Raw genomic sequence first — 19,592 nt, forward strand, 5'->3', positions numbered from 1 at the left:
AAATATTTTTATGTAATATATTTACATAAAAGACTAAATGTAGTAATATGATTAAGAATAGTACTAAAAAACAAAATTTAGAAAAAAAGGGAGAAAAAGTATGGAGAAAAAAAGAGAAAATTTCTTAGGACTAATTAGTAAAGTTTTAGTTTTTCTTATGAGCTTAACATTCTTAAGTGCTTTTCCAAGTGAAAGCGTAAAAGCTAAGGAAAATAAAGAGGATACTATTAAGGAATATGAAATTTATCCTATTCCTCAAAGTATAAAATACGGAGAGGGTGCTTTAATTTTACAAGATAATGTTAATGTAGTTTTAGAAGATGAAATTGATGAAGCTACAAAAAATAGGTTACTAGAGGTTTTATCTATTAAGGGGATTTCTCATGAAGTAAGTGAGGAAATAAGAGAAGATAAAATAAACTTTCTAGTAGGAGTAAAGGATTCTAATGAAGTAGTTGATAACTATTTTAAAGAGAATAATTTAATTAAAGAAGGTCATTTTGATAAACATGATTCTCATATAGTTTCTATAAAGAATAATGTAGTTGCAGTTTTAGGAAAGGATACTGATTCTGCATTTTATGGAATAACTTCTTTAAAAGCAATTTTTAATCAATTAGAGGGAAATGAAATAAGAGAACTTCTAATAGAGGACTATTCAGATGGACAATGGCGTGGATTTATAGAAGGATATTATGGTATTCCTTGGAGCAATGAAAATCGTATGGATTTAATGAGATTTGGTGGAGATTTTAAAATGAATTCTTATATTTTTGCGCCAAAGGATGATGAATATCATAGTCTTAAGTGGAGAGAACCATACCCAGCTGAAAAATTGGCTGAAATAAAAGAGATGGTTGAAGTTGGAATAAGTACAAAAAATAAATTTATTTGGACAATTCACCCATTCTTAAAGGACGGAATGAACTTTGATACAGAGGAAAATTATAAAGAAGAATTAGAAAAAATAATAGCTAAGTTCGAACAGTTATATAGTATCGGTGTTCGTCAATTTGGAGTTCTTGCAGATGATGCTGAAGGTGATGCAGAAAATCAAGTGAAACTTATGGAAGATTTAGAAAAATGGCGTCTAGAAAAAAAAGATGTATATGAATTTATATTTGTTCCTAAAGTATACACAAAAGAAGCGGCTGGTGGTGATGTAAATAATGAATATTTAAAAACCATAAGTAAAATGCCAAAGAGTATAGATATTATGTGGACTGGTGATGTAGTTTTAGGATATGTTACAGAAGAAACTTTTAAGTTTTTTGAAGAAGCTGTAGGCAGACAAGCATTCATGTGGTTAAACTGGCCTGTAAACGATATAAACAATAAGCGATTATTAATGGGAAAAGGAGAAATGTTAGATCCTAAAGTTACAAATTTCAAAGGAATTGTAACAAATCCAATGCAAGAAGCTCAAGCTTCTAAAGTTGCTTTATTTGCAATAGCTGATTATGGTTGGAATAGAGCTGGTTTTGATATGGATAAGAGCTGGAAAGATTCTTTTAAATATATAGATAAAGATGCAAGTGAAGAATTGTATACTTTTGCAAAGCATATGAGTGATCCAGCTCCAAACTGGCATGGATTATCTTTAGAGGAATCTGAAGAATTAAGACCTATAATAGAGGAGTTTAAGAGAAAATTATGGAATAAAGAATCAATAATAGACTATAGCAAAGTAGTTCTTGATGAATATGAAGAAATTGTAGCTCATACTAATAGTTTCTTTGAAAAATCTAAAAATGAACTTTTAAAGAAAGAAATTAAAGGGTGGGTTGATTCTTTAAGAGATTTAAGTGAATCTACTATAGCTTATATAAACTCTGCAATAGCTTTTGAAAAAGGTGATTTAGAGGAGTCTATAAGATATTATTCTTTAGGAGAAGAAGAATATTTAGCTTCAAGATCTCATAGAACACCTATATTAGATGGACAATCAAGACCAGAACCAGGAACAAAATATTTAATTCCTTTCAATAAAGATTTAGCTAAAATTATAGGAGAAAATATAGATCAAGTTATAAATCCTGATTTTAAAAAGTTAAGACTTAATCCATATACAAATATGTCACCGCTTTATTGGGGACATGTTCAAGATATAGCAGATGGAGATAATACAAGATATTCTTCTATGTGGATTCGTAGAGCAGCAAAAGAAGGAGATTATGTAGCAGTTGAATTAGATGAAGTTACTAAGATTAATAATATTATTTTTGAGCAAGGACAAGATGAAGGGGATGAATTTAACTATGGCAAGTTCCAATATTCTTTAGATGGAGAAAATTGGGCTGATGTTGATGGGGTAGATTATGGACCTAAAATGCATAAAATAGTTGTTGAAAATTTAGATATAGAAGCTAAATATTTAAGATTTATTCCAACTAAAGAAATATTGAATAACTGGATTGCAGTAAGAGAATTCTCTGTAAATAAAGAAGATATTGATAATACTAAAGTCAAGGCTTATAGCAATTTAGAAACATTTAAAGAAAGTGATGTATTTATTAAAGAGGGAAAAGCTACTTTAAGTTTAGGAGAAGTAGTTTTAGGAAAAGATGATTTTGTAGGTATAAAACTAAATAAGTTAAGAGAAGTTAAAAATATAAATGTTGACTTTGAGAGTAATAAAAATATAGTTTTACAAAAGTCTATTAATGGTTCTGAATGGAAGGAAGTAGAGGATTTATCTGAGGTTGAAAGAGTTAGATATATTCGTCTTATAAATAAAGGAACTGAAGAAGTTAAATTCAATTTAAATTCTTTAGAAGTTGAGTATTCAGATAAAGAAGTTGACTTTGATGTAAGACCTTCAGCTGAAGAAAATTTTGAACCTAAAAATTTAATTGATGGAAAGCTTAATACATCTTTTAAACCAGCTGAAAATGCTCCGAAAAAAGGTGAGTTAACTTATATAATATCAGATAAAACTGATATATCTAAATTTACTATAATTCAAAATCCAAAGACAATTTCAAATGCTTTAGTTTCTATAAGAAATAAAGAAGGATGGAAGGAAGTTGGAAAGTTATCAAAAGGATTTAATGAATTTAGTACAGGAAAATATGGTGATATTTTTGAAATAAAAGTATCTTGGGATGGATTTGCACCAGTTTTACAAGAAATAGGAATTTCAACTGCTAAAGAAGGTACAGAAGATTCTGTAGATAAAACTAAATTAGAAGATTTAGTTTTAAAAGCTAAAGGTTTAAACAAAGATGATTATACTTTAGATTCTTTTGAAAATTTATGTGAAAAATTATCTATAGCTGAAGAAGTTTTAGGTAAGGAAGACGCAACTTATGAAGAAGTTGAAAATGCTTATTTAGGTTTAAAGGAAGCTTTAGATTCTTTAGTTAAAAAAGAAGAAAATGATGAAGAAAATTCAGAAAAGCCAGAAAATAATCCTGAAGTTCCAGAAAAACCAGAAGAAGATAACCAAGAAGTAAAACCTGAAACTCCAGAAAAACCTGAAAATGATGAGCAAGAAAAACCAAATAACCCTGAAAATGGAGAGGGAGAAAATTCAGAAAAACCAGAAGGAAATCTTCCAAATACAGGAGGAATATCAGCTTCTATATTTATGCAATTAGGTTTAGTTGCTATTACTACAGGAGCTATTGTTTATAAGAAAAAGAGAGATTAAATAAATTTTAATAAAAAGAAAATAATTTATTAATAAAATCTTTTTAGAAGGATTATTGACAAAAAGTGATTATAATCCTTCTTTTTTTAAATTTCTTTAAATTATAATAAAAAAAAACAATTTTTTTTAAAAATATTCATAAAAGCTTATGTAAAACATAAAAAAAACCTATTATTCTTTAATATTTTTTTAAAAAATACAGTTAAAGATTGTTAAATTTTAATAATCTAAAGTTTTGAGAATAATAAATGTAAAAATTTTGTATATGTGAAAGAATTATCATGGTTTTTTTTCTCATAAAGTGGTATCATTATAACATGATAAAAATATTTTAATGGTAAAATAACCCATTGAAATAATGGAAAACTAAATAGGGAATAAATAAGCACTAGAAGCAAAATATTAAGCTTACTAAAGTAATATTTTGCTTAAGGTATAAGCATTTCTTCTTTATAATTTTATGAAGACATAATAATTTAAATTTATGCTAAGTTTTAGCATATTAAAGACAGCTACTTAAAAGAATATTTTATCTTTTAAGAATAAGTTTTTGTATATAATGTGTGCAACTATTATTGAAAGTAGACAAGACCCTCTATAAGGTGAGATATAATATTTGTGCATTTTATAGAAAATATAGCAAATTTAAATATATCAATTAAGTTTTCTTAAATTAAGTCTTCTTATTTTGGTATAAATAAATGAAAGGAGAGATTAGGTCTATGAAAAAGAAATTACCTAAGGAAGCTTATGGCGGTGTAAATGGTAAAGATTACGTTCCTTATTTCACTGGAAAGTCCAAAAAAGGAGTAAATGTTCCAGTTTTAATTATAGGTATAGTCTTAGCTGTTATTTTTGCTGCTTCTACTGCTTATTCAGGTATGAAATCAGGTTTAACTGTTGCAGCAGGTATTCCTGGAGCTATTATAGGGTCAGTTTTTGTAGGTATTTTTGCTCGTAGTAAGGGTATTCTTGGGAAAAACATAACTCAAGGTATGGCAAGTGGAGGAGAATCTATTGCCAGTGGTATGATATTCGTTTTACCAGCTATCTTATTAATAGGAAGTAACTTTACATTCCTAGAAGGGGTAGCAGCTGGTGTTGGAGGAGTTCTATTTGGTATAGGAGGACTATCATTAGTTTACAACTACTTAATCATAGAGGAACATGGAAAACTTATGTATCCTGAATCTATGGCAATATCTGAAACTTTAGTTGCTTCTGAAGGAAGTGAAGAATCAATTAAGTTTATGGGTATTGGTTTTGTTATAAGTGGTATCATAAACGTTTTAACTGGATCATTTTTAAATGTAGTCAACAATACAGTAAACTATGTAGGTAGTAAATTCTATAAGTGGAAATTCTCAATAGAAGTAAACCCACTTTTACTAGGTATTGGATTTATAGTTGGTTTAGAAGTTGCTCTTACAATGTTTGCAGGTTCTATCTTAGCAAACTTTGGTATAGCACCTTTAATAGGTTACTTCAGTGATATGGCTGAAAAGAGCATGCATTCTTGGAATGATGCTTCAATCTTAATAAGCCAAATGGATGTAAATGCAATCTCAGGAAGCTATGTTAAGTATATAGGAGCTGGAATGATGCTTTGTGGTGGTATTATAGGAGCTGTAAAGCTTATACCAACTATAGTAGTTTCTATAAAAGAAACTTTAAAAGCAAGTTCTTCAGCTGATGGAAAAGGAGAAAAGAATAGCGGACCTATAATAATACTTTTAGCAGGTGCTGTTATAGTTTTCGTTGTTGGATTCTTTATTTCAAATAGTATTGCTATGGCTTTAGCAGGTGCAATAGTATCTATAATCTTATCTTTACTATTTGTAATAGTTGCAGGTCGTTTAACTGGTACTATAGGAACATCAAACCTTCCTGTATCAGGTATGACAATTGCTTCTTTAGTTATCTTAACTTTAGTATTCGTTGTTATGGGATGGACTGGAAAAGCTGATAATAAAGCACTTTTATTATTTGCTACATTCATGGTTGTTGCAATTTCAGTAGCAGGTGGATACAGCCAATCTCAAAAGGTAACTTACATCATAGGTGGAAGCAAGAAAGAAATGCAAAATTCTTTCATGATAGCAAGTATAATTGGTGTTGTTGTTGTTACAGGAACAGTTTTAGTATTAGCTAGCCAATTAACTCAAACAGGAGCAGATGCTCAATTTGCTTTACCACAAGCTAACTTAATGTCTACTTTAACTTCAGGTATAATGGAAGGTAACTTACCATGGCCAATGATAATAGTTGGAGTTGTTATGGCATTATTCTTATACTTAGTAGACCTACCAATAATGACTGTTGCTATAGGTTTCTACTTACCAATTTCAACAACTTCTATAATCTTAGTTGGTGCATTAATCCGTGTATTTGTAGAAAAAATTACTAAGAATGCACATGATAGAGAAGTTAGAGTTTCAAATGGTATAAGCTTATCTTCAGGATTAGTAGCTGGAGGTTCTATAATAGGATTAATAGGAATAATCCTACAAGTAACTGGTATCATAAAACCAGGTACACCAGCTGGATTCCTAGGTTCTAATGGAATGGCTATTATAGTCTTAGTTCTTTTAGTTCTTACAACAGTTGTACCTATTATGAGGTCTAAAGTAAAAAACAATAAGGTGAAAGAAAATGGATAATGAAGAGCTTTTAGATATGCACTTTAAAATTTCTGATAAAATTGAATATGAGGTTGATGAAAATGGTATAGTTACTATTTTAGAAAAACAAGACCATAAGATTCAAAGATTTTTCAGGAAGCTAAAATTTAAAATTCCAATGTATAAAAGAACTACTTTAGATGAATATGGTAGTTTGGTATTTTTAAATATTAATGGTGAAAACACTGTAAGAAAAATTGGGGAAATTTTAAAGGATAGATTTGGAGAAAAGGTAGAACCTCTTTATGAAAGATTGTTACTTTTCCTAAATCATATATATTTAAATTGCAAGTATATTGAAAAAGTAGAATAAATTCATTCTTTGGGTAACCTATAAGGGATAACACTCTTATAGGTTACTTTTTTATTTTATGTAAAATTAAAATAGCTTTTTAAGAAAATAAAAGGTAAGGCTTTAAGCTTCTTTATAAGATAAAAGCTTTTAAATTATTCTTGACCATATTAAAGTATGGAAATAAAATATATTTACATAAATAAGAGAATATAAATTTAAAAAGGAGTAGAAAATGAAGTATTATTTAGCACCTATGGAGGGAATTACAGGCTTTATATATAGAAATGCCTATGAAAAGTTTTTTGGAGGAATTGATAAGTATTTTGCTCCCTTTGTAGTTCCAAATAGCAGTAAAAGTTTAAAGACAAAGGAGCTTCGTGACCTTTTAAAAGAGAATAATGAAGGAATAAATTTAGTTCCTCAAATACTTACTAATGATTCCTTAGGCTTTATTGAAACTGCAAAAAAGCTACAAAGCTTAGGATATAAGGAAATTAATTTAAATTTAGGATGTCCTTCAGGAACAGTAGCTAAAAAGGGAAGAGGAGCTGGATTTTTAGGACATAAGGAGGAGTTAAATAGATTTTTAGAGGATATTTTTACTCTTAAGGACATAAAGATTTCTGTTAAAACTAGACTTGGAGTTTCAGAAGCATCTGAATTTTATTCCCTTCTACATATTTATAATCAATATCCTATGGAGGAGTTAATTATTCATCCTAGAACAAGAGAGGATTTTTATGGCAACACTCCAAATTTAGAGATTTTTAAGGAGGCACTTTCCTTAAGTAAAAATAATATTTGTTATAATGGAGATATTTTTACCTTAGAGGATTATAAAAACTTTTGTGAAAACTTTAAAGAGGTAGATAAAATAATGATAGGAAGAGGAATACTTTCAAATCCTGCCTTAATGAGAGAAATATTAAGGGGAGAATTTATGAGTAAGGAAGAACTTAAAGCCTTTCATTCAGAGATTTTTAATAAGTATAGGGAAGTTTTTAAGGATGATAAAAATGCCTTATTTAGAATGAAGGAGCTTTGGGGATATATGATACATATTTTCTCAGAGGGCAAAAAGTATGGAAAGGAAATAAGAAAGGCTAAAAATGTTATAGAGTATAATCAAGCTTTAACAAGACTTTTCTTAGAGGAGGATATTATAAGAGGACAAGGACTTTTTAGCTTAGAAAAATAATAAGTTTTTAGTAAAGGGCTTTTTAGGGCATAGAAAACTATGCTTTAAGGAGCTTTTTTTATTTTAAGAAGCTTTATTAAAGCTTAAAGAAAAAAAGCTTTTTCTCTTTATGGTATAATTTATATAAGTACATAGATAGGATTTTAATTTAACTTTAATAAAAGAAATTTTAAATTTATAGTAGGAAAAATGGAGATAATTATGGAAAAAGATAAAAAAGTATTAAACCTTTCAGGTTATGAGGATTTTAAATGCCTTGCAGATAAGTGTGATTTTACCTGCTGTGAGGGATGGGATATTAATATAGATGAGGATACATATAAAAAGTGGAAAAAAGATTGCAAAGAGTTTTTAAAAGGAACTAAGAAAAAGGAATTTAAGGGAGAAGAAGCTTATTTTATAAATAAGGAAACCTTTTCTAAGTGTCCCTTTTTAGATGAAAAGGGACTTTGTAATATTGTAAAAGAAAAGGGAGACCTTTATTTATCAAAAATATGTAGGACTTATCCAAGAATTGAAAACGTTCATGAGGATAAAGTAGAAAGGTCTCTTTCTTTATCCTGTAAGGCTGTTTTAGATATTTTAGATTCCTTATCTTCTGTTTCTTTTAAGGAAGAGGAGGAAGAAGAATTATTAAATTTAAAAATTAGAGATACCTTAGCTAGTATAGTAAAGGAAAGAGATTTTTCCTTAGAGGAAAGACTTTTAATTGCCTTTGATATGCTTTTAAGTATTTTAGAGGATGAAAGTTATACTAGTTATGAAGCCTTGTTAGAGGAGCTTAAAAAATATTACGATAAGGACTATAAAAAGGAAGTTGCTTATGTTTATAAGGAGATAGAAATAAATAAGTTAGAAGCTTTAGAGGAGATTAATGCTTTATTTTTAGATATGGTGCAAAATTATTTAAAGGTTAATAACTTAAAGGAACTTTTAGAACCTATAGAAAGCTTTGCAGGGGAAATTAAGATAACTTATTTAAAGGAAAATTATGATGAGTTTAAAAAGGCCTTTGAGGAATTTACTCCTTTCTTAGAGAAGGCAATTTTATATAAAATATACTCAAATTGCATAAGTTGTGATATGGAAAATTTAACTCTTTCTTTTCAGCTTATAATCCTTCAATTTCTTATGGTTAGATATGCTTCCTTCTTAAAATATTCCATAAGTAATGAGAAAATTGAGAAAGAGGATGTTAAAAATTATATTATGCTTTTTTCAAGAATTATAGAAAATAATATAGAAGGTATTTTAGACTTTTTAGAGGAAGGCTTTGGAGGAAGCATTTTAGAAATGGGCTATATATGTTTTATAACTCTTTTTTAAGTTAATTTTATAAAAAAGAAAGTTTAACTCTTCAATGAAGAGAAAACTTTCTTTTTTTATTTTTCCTCTCTTAAAGAAATATATTTAAGAGAGAATTTATTTAATTCTCTTTTCATTCTTTTAACTTCTTTATAGGTTAAAATTCTGTGGTATTGAGAGGCATAGGTTGCAGAACCATAAGGGTTTTCTCCTTTTTCCCCTCTTTTTAAGGATAGTATTGCCTTTTCTATAGAAGGACGTAAATTTTCACTATTTTTAAGTAAATATTTAAATTTATTTACATCCTGTATTCCTTCTTTTATCTTTTCTAATCTAGGAGTTGAATAAAAGCTTTTCCCTAAAGTATCTCTTTCTTTTGGATATATTAAAAAAGGGTCTCCACTTTCCCAGTATTTATATCTTATATCCTCTAGGGGAGAATTAACCCATCCATCTAGAGACCATCTAAGAAAGCCATCCATATTTTCATAAAGAGTATATAAAAGAGTGTAGACACTTTCTACAGGGTCACTTAAAGAAAAACTATTTGGATAATCTCCTGTGCAGGTATAAAGAGTTGTTAAAAGATTTAAACTTTTTCTTCTAGTAGAAAGTTCTCTTATTTTTTTACAGTCATGGTCTATATGAGATAAACCAATAGATATATAATCTATTTTATCTAAAATAAAGCTTTCATCTTTTAAGTTATAGTTAATAGCAGCAGATACCTTAAACTTTTCTCCCTCTTTTCCTCTAACCTTATCTATTAAAGATAAAAGGGCTTCAATTTCTTCAATACTTCTTTCATCTATAGAGATATAGGTTAAATTAAAACACTCCTTATCCTTTAGATGTTTCATAAAATCCTTTAAAAAATCCTCAAAGATTTCATAAAAAAGAGGGCTATTAACTTCTAGTTTTAAAGAGTTAAGCTCTCCCTTATAATCCTTAAAATAAAGAATATTTCCCCAGGGAAGTAGGCTATAACATTTAATCTTTCCTATATTCTCCTTAGGTTTTAATACTCCAAGGGATAGGTTAAAGTCTATCCACTTATCAAAGAGAGTATAGTCAAAGGAGAATTTCCCAAATTCATCTCTATTCCATTTAATTAAGGAAATATCACTATCATAGGATTGATGATTCCAAGGTTCTTCTACTATAGTTGCCATAATAGAATCACCACCAAGATTTTTATATTCTATTAAAATATCCTTTAAATAGGAAAGGTGTTTTTCTTTGAAAAAGTCCTTTTCTGAAATACCATAATATCTAGCTATAGCAAAAGGATGTTGCCAAAATTCAATTAAGGTATCTCCTTCCTTAGAAGAAGGAAGGGTTAAATCTAAAACCTTAAGCTTTAAGGAAAGAGATAAAAGTTTTGTCTTTTCATATTCTATAAAAATAGAACCCTTATATAAAGAAGCTTTAGCATCCTCTGGAACCTTTATTTTTAAGAAAGCACTTTTAAAGTCCCTTTCCTTTAAGCATAAGCCATCATAATATTTATGAATAATATCTGGTACATATAAGGTTTTAGAAGGAGTATCTCCTCTTCCTAAGGAGGCCTTTGTTTCATAAAGATAAGACAATTTAATATTCTCTTTATCTATAAAGTTACCTTTAGAGTTTTCTAAGGAGTTTTTTAAAATTTTTATATTATCAACCTTAAAGTCCTTTGTATAGAGAATAATCTTAAAGGTAATTTCTTCTCCTTTCCACAAAGTAGCTTCAAATTCCTTTTCATTTAAGTTTTTTATATTTTCATAATCTTCTTTAAAATGGTGAAAGTCTGTAGAGGCAAAGGAAGCAAAAAGCTTATTTTCCTTCTCCATAAAATTTCTCCTCCTTACATAAAAATTTCTAATAAATACATTATAAGGGAGTTTTCTACTTATTAAAATATGAAAAATTCTAAAAAATATTAAAGAAAATAAAAAAAGAGAAACCTAAAATTTTAGGTTTCTCAAATTTTATAAAATTTCTAAAACTTCTACATTGTAGCTTCCACCAGGGGCTTCTACAGAAACTATATCTCCTACCTTTTTTCCCATTAAGGCTTTTCCAAGGTCAGATTCTATGCTAATACACATATTCTCTAAATCAAGGTCCATAGTAGTAACTAAAGTAACTATATCCTCTTCATCCTCTTCTACAAATTTAATCTTAGCCTTACTGCTTAGCCCTAAAGTAGAATTATCTTCTTTCTTTTCATCAACTATAATAGCTGTAGAAATCATAGTTAAAAGATATTGTATTCTATTATCATTTTCTCTATAATTTCTACAAGCTTCTTTATACTCTGCATTTTCAGATCTATCTCCATGGGCTGCTGCCTCTAACTTTTCCTTTGCAATTTTTGCCCTTACAACAGACATTCTATAATCTAATTCTTCTCTTAACTTTTTAACATTTTCCTCTGTTAAATAATTATTCATAACAAAGCCTCCCAAAAACTTATTTAACTCTTTATTTTTTTATTATACATCATTTCAATAAATTTAAAAGGAGAGAAGATAAATTCTATATACAAATTTTATTCATAATTTATGTCGCACCTTTTTATTTAATGACTGCTTTATGCCAGAGTTATTTCCAAAGATTTCTTGATGCCTAAAGGTTTTAGCCATACTTGCCAAAGTTTTACTATTTTTTATATAGAGGAAAAAATAAAAAAAATAATTATTAGTATATTTTTTTTTTATAAAATAATATAAAAAGTATGGAAAAGTAGTCATAAAAGCCTTTAAAGCTAGTTATAGCAAGGCTTTAGCCTATGACTGCTTTAAAAAAACTCTGGCATATTTTTTCTAAACTCTGGCACAAAGAATTTTTATAAAGAATTTATAGCTATACTTAAACTTTTTTATTATTTAAATTTTGATGTTATAATATTATAATAAATATAAAAAAATACATTAGAGAATAAATTTAACATAATAAATGACTAATAAGTATTAATTTATTGTAATATAATTTTGAGTTAATAGTAAATTTTAAAAAATAATATACCTTTTAAAAGTTTATAATAAAAAATTAGACAAGCTTATACTTACATTTATTATTTATAGGGTTTATAAAGGAGAAGGTTTATAATGAATTTTATGAAGGATTTGCCAAAATCTTTTAAGGTAGAAAGTGCATATCTTGAGCAAATGCTTGATATGAAAAACTTTTCTGCTAGTTATAAAATGTTATGGCTATATGCTATTTATAAGGAGATTATTAAGGGGAAAAGTGAAGCTAGTGTAAAGAGGTTAGTTTCTAGAATGGTTGGTACAGTTTGGTATCCAATTATGTATTATAAGCTTAATTTAGGGGTACAGGATAAACTAAGTGATATAGTTTTTTATTTGCATGATGAATTAAATGTATCAAGAGAAGAAAATGAAGATTATATATCTGATTTTATTTTTAATAGTGAGGATAAAGAATTAAATAAAAAGGTAAATAATATAAGTCTATATGTTCAATATAGGCTTATTCGTCCACTTTATAATGAAAAAATAAGTATGAGAGAAAACATTTTATGTAGAAAACTTAAAGATAGTGAAATGCATTCTTATATTGTAGAGTTGTCAAATTCTGATAAAAAACCTTTTTATAGAATTGATAAAGAGAATAAAATAATAATATTTGGTTCTGATTGGGCTAATTATATTAAAGAAAATCAAGCAATTATTGAAGGGTGGATAAACTATAAATTTATATGTTATTTGCAGATAAAAAATCCTAATGTACCTGCAATACCTTTTAAAATATATCCACCTTTAAAACGTAACTTAGCACAGGCAAAAAAATATTGGAATTTAGTTAGTGAAGAATTGAAGATTACTGATATATATACAAGAAAGTTATTAGAAAAAAGTAACTTTGATATTTATGGTGATATAAGTATTGACCATTTTATACCTTGGAGTTTTGTTTTGCATGATGAACTTTGGAATTTAATACCTACTTTTAAAAACATAAATAGTTCAAAGGGAAATAATCTTCCAAACTTAGAGAGATATTATGATGATTTTTGTGATTTGCAATATAAAGCCTTTAAAGTAGCAAGAAAAAGTAAGAAAATACCTTCTAAGTATTTAGAGGATTATTTTAATGTAAATAAAAATCTTTATTCTTTAGATTTAAGCGAGGGAAAATCTAAGGAAATTTTTGTAGATTCCTTAAAAAATACTATAACGCCTCTTTATCAAATTGCTTTTAATCAAGGATATGGTACTTGGAATTGTAATTTAATTAATAGTAAGGAAATCTTAAAAGAACAAAATCTTAAAAATAAAGATATTATAAATGAAAATATTATTAAAAATTTTTAATTTAAGAAAAAATTAAATTTATATTTAATTAGAAATTTAATTTTAGTTTTTATAATACTATAACTTAGAGAATAATTTTATAAAAAATATACATTTATTATTAATTTTGTGTTTTATTTTTAAATAGTTAAATTCTTATAGCATAAATTAAAAGGCTAAAAATTAAAAAGAGAAAGAATAATAAAAAAGTAAATTTTTAATATTATTATGTATTATAGTATTAAATTAAAATATTTGTTAAAAACAGGTTTATATAGTAAGATTTCAATATAAATTATTTTTATAGGGGATTATAAAGTTTTAAAAGCTATTCCCTTTAAAATTTTATAGTAAAAAATAAATTTATAATTGATTAGGTGTTAAAATGGGAATAAAAGAAATGCAAGGAACACCAGCTTATCTTGAATACATAGGACCTAAAGGACGGAAGCATAGAAAAAAATGTATTTATAATGAGGGTGGAATTTGTAAATGTGGTAAAAGTAATTGTTATATACTAAAGTGTGTAGGAAGAATGTATTGCAAATATTATGATGATAATTGTGATAATTCTTCAAAAAGTGATTTAACCTTTGCAGAGCAGCTTAAATTACTGTCAAAGCTTTCCTGTGAAAGTGAAGCACAAGGATATAACAATGGAAAAAACAAAAGAAAAAATAATATTAAGAGAAATAAACTCTAACCTTTGCTGTCTTAATAAAACCTTTTGAACTTTTAAGTTTGAAGGGTTTTTTTTATTATATAAATTTATTTTAACAACAAATTTAATTAAGTTTATTGATATAAAAAATTTAACATATTATTTCTTTTGTAAATTTTATACTAATAATAATAAATATATGAAAAATTACTATATTTTATATTATTATTAAAATTAAGCTATGAATTTAACATATAAAGTCAATTTAAAAGTTTTTGAATATATACTTTACATAAAATTTCAATAGGAGTTGATTTTTTGAGAGAAATATTAGAGAAGTACAAAGAAAGATTAATAAATATTAGTGGAAAAAACAGAAGTTTAGTTATAAAGAAGTTATATAAAAAAAGAGCCTTTGATATTTATAATTTAATTGAATTTAATAATTCAATTTATGAAGAAATGATAAATTTTTTCAATGATTCTGAGGAGGAGAAAATTAAAATTCTAGAGGACTATTCTTTAGTTAATTCTATAGAAATAAAAAGATTAAAAAGAGGTTATGAGGAGTATTTATCAGAAATAGAAAACTTAAGAAATAGTGATAATATTGATAAATACAAGAAGGAAAAAGAAAAAATAAATAATAATTTTAAAGTTTTATATGAAAAGTTACAGAAAAAAATTAAAAGGATGCAAGACTATAGTTATTCCTTAAAAGATTTAAATAAAGAGTATATTTTGTTAGAAAAAGAGACTGGTAAAAGAGAATTATATTTAGCTTATCCTTTTATTGAAGGATACTTTAAGAACGGGAAATTTTTTAAAGCACCTCTTTTACTTATACAAGTTTATCTGAAAAAAGAGAGAGATAATTGGTATATATATAAAGGAGCCGAGAAAAAAATTATTTTAAATAAAGTTTTAATGCTAGCTATAGAGAAGTTTAACGAGGTAAAAGTTGAAGATTTTGATGAGTTTTATGAAGATGTTAGTGAAAAAACTATAAAATCTATATTAAATAAGCTTAATAATCTTGGATTATATATATCCTGTGTTAAAGATGACTTTTCTAAGTTTAAAGAATATACTAATAAAAATATGCCTAAATATTTATTTGGTAATGGAGAATTATTTAAAAATATTATAGTTGGACAATTTTCATTATCTAACTCAATTTATAATGATTATAAATCTCTTATATATTTAGGAGAAGAAAATCCTCTATTAAGGTCTTTATTAAAAACTAATGAGGAGTTAAGTAATAGTTTACCTTATGATTATGAAGAAAAAGAAGAATATGGAAAGTTATCTTTTAAAGAAAAGGATTTATCTTTAATCTCTCCTATAGATTATAGTCAAGAGATGGCAGTTAAATATTCTAATGATTTTAAAAGTCTAGTTATTTATGGGCCTCCTGGAACTGGAAAATCTCAAACAATAACTAATATAATATCAGATGCTCTTTCAAAAGAGAAGAGAATATTAATGGTTTCTCAAAAAAGAGCAGCTTTAGATGTAATATATAACAGGCTTGGAGATTTAAATTCTAAGGCTATTATAATACATAATGTAAATGAAGATAAAAAAGCCTTTTATAATAAAATTTCAAGTGTTATAAATAATAATGTTATTTCTGATTTTGACTTTAAGGAAGAAATAGAGAGTTTATCAGATAAAGTTGATAATAAATTAATTGAGTTAGAGGACTTATCTAAAACTTTATGCGAGAAAAATAAAAATGGTTTAAGTTTACAAGAGATGTATAGTAAAACTAAGAGAATATCATCTCATAAAGATGAAAGATATAGTGGTTTTATGAAATACAGACAGTTAATAAAAGATGAAGGTTTTAAGGAATATAGTTATGAAGAATTAAACTCAAATCTTCTTAACATAAGAGAGGAAAGCATAGAGGCTTTTGAAGTTTATTATAATATTTTAAAGGAAAACAACTATTTATATTTTATAAATTTAAATATAAATAGCATAGATATAGATGAAGCTATATTAAACTTTAATAACTTAATTACTTTTAATAAGAATATTTTAGATAATATTTCTCAAAATGAGGATGTTTTTAAAAGTTTAAAAGAATTTATTATAAAAAATCAAGGTAGTATAAATAAAGAGGAAATAGAAATTTTAGCTCTTGAATTAAATGAAGAAAAAAATGGTTATTTAAAGGAAGAGTTAAATAAGGGTAAATGGTGGATATTAAAAGAGGGAGATACAGAATATTATAATTTAGTAAAAAATAATATTGAGAAGAATGATTTTAATGTTAATAAAGAAAGCATAAAAAAATTAAGTGAAGAGGTAAACAAAAATAAAAATAAAAATCTAATTATACCAATTAATACAGTAGATTTTTGGAAAGGTAGAGAGGGAGAATTTGAAGATTTAATTTTTAATATATTAAAAGAGGATAAAGTAGGACAAGATTTATTCCATGAAACCTCTAAAGAAGGAATCTTATGTTATTCACCTAAATATGTTAAAGAAAGTCTAGAGTCAGATGTTAATAGTATTAAAGTAAGAACAGAGGATAAGTTAAACTTTATTGCAGAAGAATTTAATATGAAAAAAAATGGAGCTCTTTTAGAAAAGATAAATAAAGGAGAATGGTGGAAAATTAAAGGGGTTGACCCTTATTTAAATAAATTAATTTATGAAGCTTTTAATGAAGAAACTAAAGAAATAAATAATTATCAAATAGATAAATTAGCAGATAAAGTAAATAATGAACTAAATGGAGATTTAAATAAAGAGTTTAATGAGGATTTCTGGCTAAAGGATGTTGATTTTTCTAAAAATTATTTTAAGGAAGTATTAGATTTATTTAAAAATCAAGATTTTAATGTAGATAAAGAATTATTAAAAGAATTAGCAATAGAAAAGAATAATGAAAAAAATATAGATTTAACTAAAAGCTTAACAGCGGGTAAATGGTTTGATGTTTTAAAATGGGTAAAATATCCTTATAATAAAAAGAAAGAAAAAGAATTTTTAGAGGAGTTTGAAAGAAGATATAATAAGATATTAGATGAAATTATTGATATTAATAATGATTTAAAAATTTCCTATGAAAAGTATAAGAAAATTCATTCAGAAAATGTAGAGGAATTTAAAAGAAGAAAAGAAATCATAAAGAAAGATTTACTTAATATATATGAGGAAGTTAGAAAAATATTTATAAACAATGAGAAAAAGGAAAATGAAAATATAAAATTATTTAAGGAAGATTTAAATTTATTAAAAGAAAAAATAATGAAAATTAGAGACTCTATTTTTTCTGATTATTTAAATAATTATAAGTTAGAAGTATCAAATAAGAAAAGCTTTTGTAATATGCAAGAAAAATTAAATAAAGATTTATTAGATATTGCTTATAGCATAAGCAAGAAATATAAAGAAAATGCAGAAAAAGAAAAGAATAATTTAGCTGAATTTCATAAAAGATTTGATAATATATTTGAGGTTTTAAATTTATTTAGTGAAAATTTAATAGAGGGAATGCATAGTTTAAGTTTATTAGAATCAACTTTAAAATTTGAAAAATATTTTTATCTAAAAGATATGTTCTTAAAGGGTGATAATATTATAAAAGATTGCGAAAAATTTATCGAGGTCTTAGATTTATTATTTGAAGATATTGATACTATAAGTAAGGTTATATACTTAAATGAATTGCAGGGAAAAGCTTTAAAGTTTACTAAGGATAACTATAATATAATTTCAAAAGAAAATATTAAATATATAATTGATTTTTACATTATACAAAGCATAATGGATTTAGAAAAAACAGTAGAAGTTAAAGATATGATTAAATATATTGATGAATTTGATTCTATAGTTTATGAGGCAAATTCTTATATGGCTTCTAAAAGAAAAGATGTAAAAGAAGAAATATTAAATATGTATAATGATAAAATTAAAAATTTATATAGGAGATTTGAATATAAGGAATTTAAAAGACAAGCTGAGAAAAAGAGGTCTTTATTGTCTATAAGAAATTATATAGAAAAGTACTCTGACTTAATATTTGATGTATTTCCTTGTTTCCTTTTAGGTCCTGAAACAGTTTCTGATATTTTACCTTTAGTAGATGAACTTTTTGATATAGTAATCTTTGATGAGGCTTCTCAAATGTATATAGAAAATGCTATACCAAGTATATATAGGGCTAAAAAAGTTATAATAGCTGGTGATGACAAGCAGTTAAAACCAAGTAGTATTTTTAAAACTTCCATTAATAATGAAATTGAGGAAGAAGATATGGAAGAGGAATTTGAGGATTTAGCTGCAATTGAAGAGGAAAGTTTATTAGATTTAGCTAAAGTAAATTATAAAAGTGTATGTCTAAATTATCATTATAGATCTAAGTATGAAGAACTTATAAACTTTTCAAATTATGCCTTTTATGATGGTAAATTAAAGATTTCTCCAAATTTAGTAGGTAAAGAGTCAAATATTAGACCTATTGAAAGAGTTTTTTGTAAAGAGGGTAGTTGGATTAACACAGAAAATTTAGAAGAAGGTAATAAGGTTGTTGAATTACTACATAAGATATTAAAAGGAAGAAGAAATAAGGAAAGTGTAGGAATAATTACCTTTAATATAAAACAAAAAAACTTAATAGAAAATCTACTTGAAAAGAAAGCACAGGAGGATAAGGAGTTTAGAAATTTATATATAAATGAAATTGACCGTATTGAAAATAATGAGGATATAAGTTTATTTGTTAAGAATATAGAAAATGTACAAGGCGATGAAAGAGATATAATTATCTTTTCTATAGGATATGCTAAAAATGAAAAGGGAAGAGTATCAGTAAACTTTGGTTCTTTATCTCAAGAAGGAGGAGAAAATAGGTTAAATGTTGCAATAAGTAGAGCTAAGAAGAAAATATATGTAGTCACATCAATTGAACCTGAAGAACTTAATGTAGAAAATGTTAAAAATAAAGGAGCTATATTGTTTAAAAAATATCTTCAATATGTAAGAGCAGTTCATAATGATAATAAGGAAGAACAAGAATCTATACTAAATTCATTACTAAATTCTGAAAATAATAGTTCAAAGGAAGCAACCTTTGATAGTGATTTTGAAATGGAAGTATATGATAGGTTAGTAGAAAAAGGTTATGCTGTGCATACTCAAGTTGGAGTTTCAGGGTATAGAATAGATATGGCAATATATGATGAAAATGAGGATAAATATGTTCTTGGCATTGAATGCGATGGTTCTGCTTATCATAGTTCAAAATCAGCAAGAGAAAGAGATATACATAGACAAAGATATCTTGAGTCAAGAGGATGGAATATAATAAGAATTTGGAGTAAACATTGGTGGGATAATCCAAAGAAAGAAATTGAAAGAATTGAAAGCAAATTAAATAAAATAAAAAGAAATAAAAAGAATATTTCTTAGAAAAAATAAAAATATACCTCTATATTTAATATAGAGGTATATTTTTTTAAAAGAGAAAAGCTA

The 19,592-nt window shown here is 26.0% G+C and carries 10 protein-coding genes; 8 read left to right on the forward strand and 2 right to left on the reverse strand.

Going from position 1 to position 19,592, the window contains the following annotated elements:
• Positions 1-100 precede the first annotated feature (100 nt).
• The 5 genes from AC4FQV_RS04375 (at position 101) to fliB (ending at position 9,152) form a co-directional block, all read left to right on the forward strand.
• Positions 101-3,652: a glycoside hydrolase family 84 protein gene (locus AC4FQV_RS04375; RefSeq protein WP_491164636.1), complete on the forward strand. Its 3,552-nt coding sequence runs from the start codon at positions 101-103 to the stop codon at positions 3,650-3,652.
• Positions 3,653-4,374: 722 nt separating this feature from the next.
• Positions 4,375-6,312, forward strand: a complete 1,938-nt coding sequence (locus AC4FQV_RS04380; RefSeq protein WP_491138548.1) for an OPT family oligopeptide transporter — start codon at positions 4,375-4,377, stop codon at positions 6,310-6,312.
• Entirely contained in the window at positions 6,305-6,646 is a 342-nt protein-coding gene (locus AC4FQV_RS04385; protein ID WP_491138547.1) for a PqqD family peptide modification chaperone, read from the forward strand. Before AC4FQV_RS04380 ends, AC4FQV_RS04385 begins: the two co-directional genes overlap by 8 nt.
• 214 nt (positions 6,647-6,860) lie before the next feature.
• The gene (locus AC4FQV_RS04390) at positions 6,861-7,826 is read left to right on the forward strand and encodes a tRNA dihydrouridine synthase (protein WP_491164638.1); all 966 of its coding nucleotides are present in this window, start codon (positions 6,861-6,863) and stop codon (positions 7,824-7,826) included.
• Between the two features lie 201 nt (positions 7,827-8,027).
• Positions 8,028-9,152, forward strand: coding sequence for a flagellin lysine-N-methylase (gene fliB, locus AC4FQV_RS04395; protein ID WP_491164640.1), 1,125 nt, complete (start codon positions 8,028-8,030; stop codon positions 9,150-9,152).
• A gap of 56 nt (positions 9,153-9,208) precedes the next feature.
• Here fliB and AC4FQV_RS04400 read toward each other — a convergent pair whose 3' ends face one another.
• Entirely contained in the window at positions 9,209-10,966 is a 1,758-nt protein-coding gene (locus tag AC4FQV_RS04400; RefSeq protein ID WP_491164642.1) for a DUF4091 domain-containing protein, read from the reverse strand.
• Between the two features lie 138 nt (positions 10,967-11,104).
• A complete protein-coding gene (locus tag AC4FQV_RS04405; RefSeq protein WP_491138542.1) occupies positions 11,105-11,569 on the reverse strand; it encodes a GreA/GreB family elongation factor in 465 nt (154 codons plus the stop codon).
• Between the two features lie 657 nt (positions 11,570-12,226).
• On the opposite strand from AC4FQV_RS04405, the gene AC4FQV_RS04410 reads away from it, so the two are divergent.
• The 3 genes from AC4FQV_RS04410 to AC4FQV_RS04420 all read left to right on the forward strand — a co-directional run bounded on the left by AC4FQV_RS04410 (position 12,227) and on the right by AC4FQV_RS04420 (position 19,529).
• Entirely contained in the window at positions 12,227-13,456 is a 1,230-nt protein-coding gene (locus AC4FQV_RS04410) for an HNH endonuclease domain-containing protein (RefSeq protein ID WP_491164644.1), read from the forward strand.
• A 364-nt stretch (positions 13,457-13,820) separates the two neighbouring features.
• The gene (locus tag AC4FQV_RS04415) at positions 13,821-14,138 is read left to right on the forward strand and encodes a hypothetical protein (RefSeq protein WP_491164646.1); all 318 of its coding nucleotides are present in this window, start codon (positions 13,821-13,823) and stop codon (positions 14,136-14,138) included.
• A gap of 276 nt (positions 14,139-14,414) precedes the next feature.
• A complete protein-coding gene (locus AC4FQV_RS04420) occupies positions 14,415-19,529 on the forward strand; it encodes a PDDEXK-like endonuclease domain-containing protein (protein WP_491164647.1) in 5,115 nt (1,704 codons plus the stop codon).
• The last annotated feature ends 63 nt before the right edge of the window (positions 19,530-19,592 follow it).

This window comes from Clostridium sp. TJA038, from assembly GCF_058310255.1.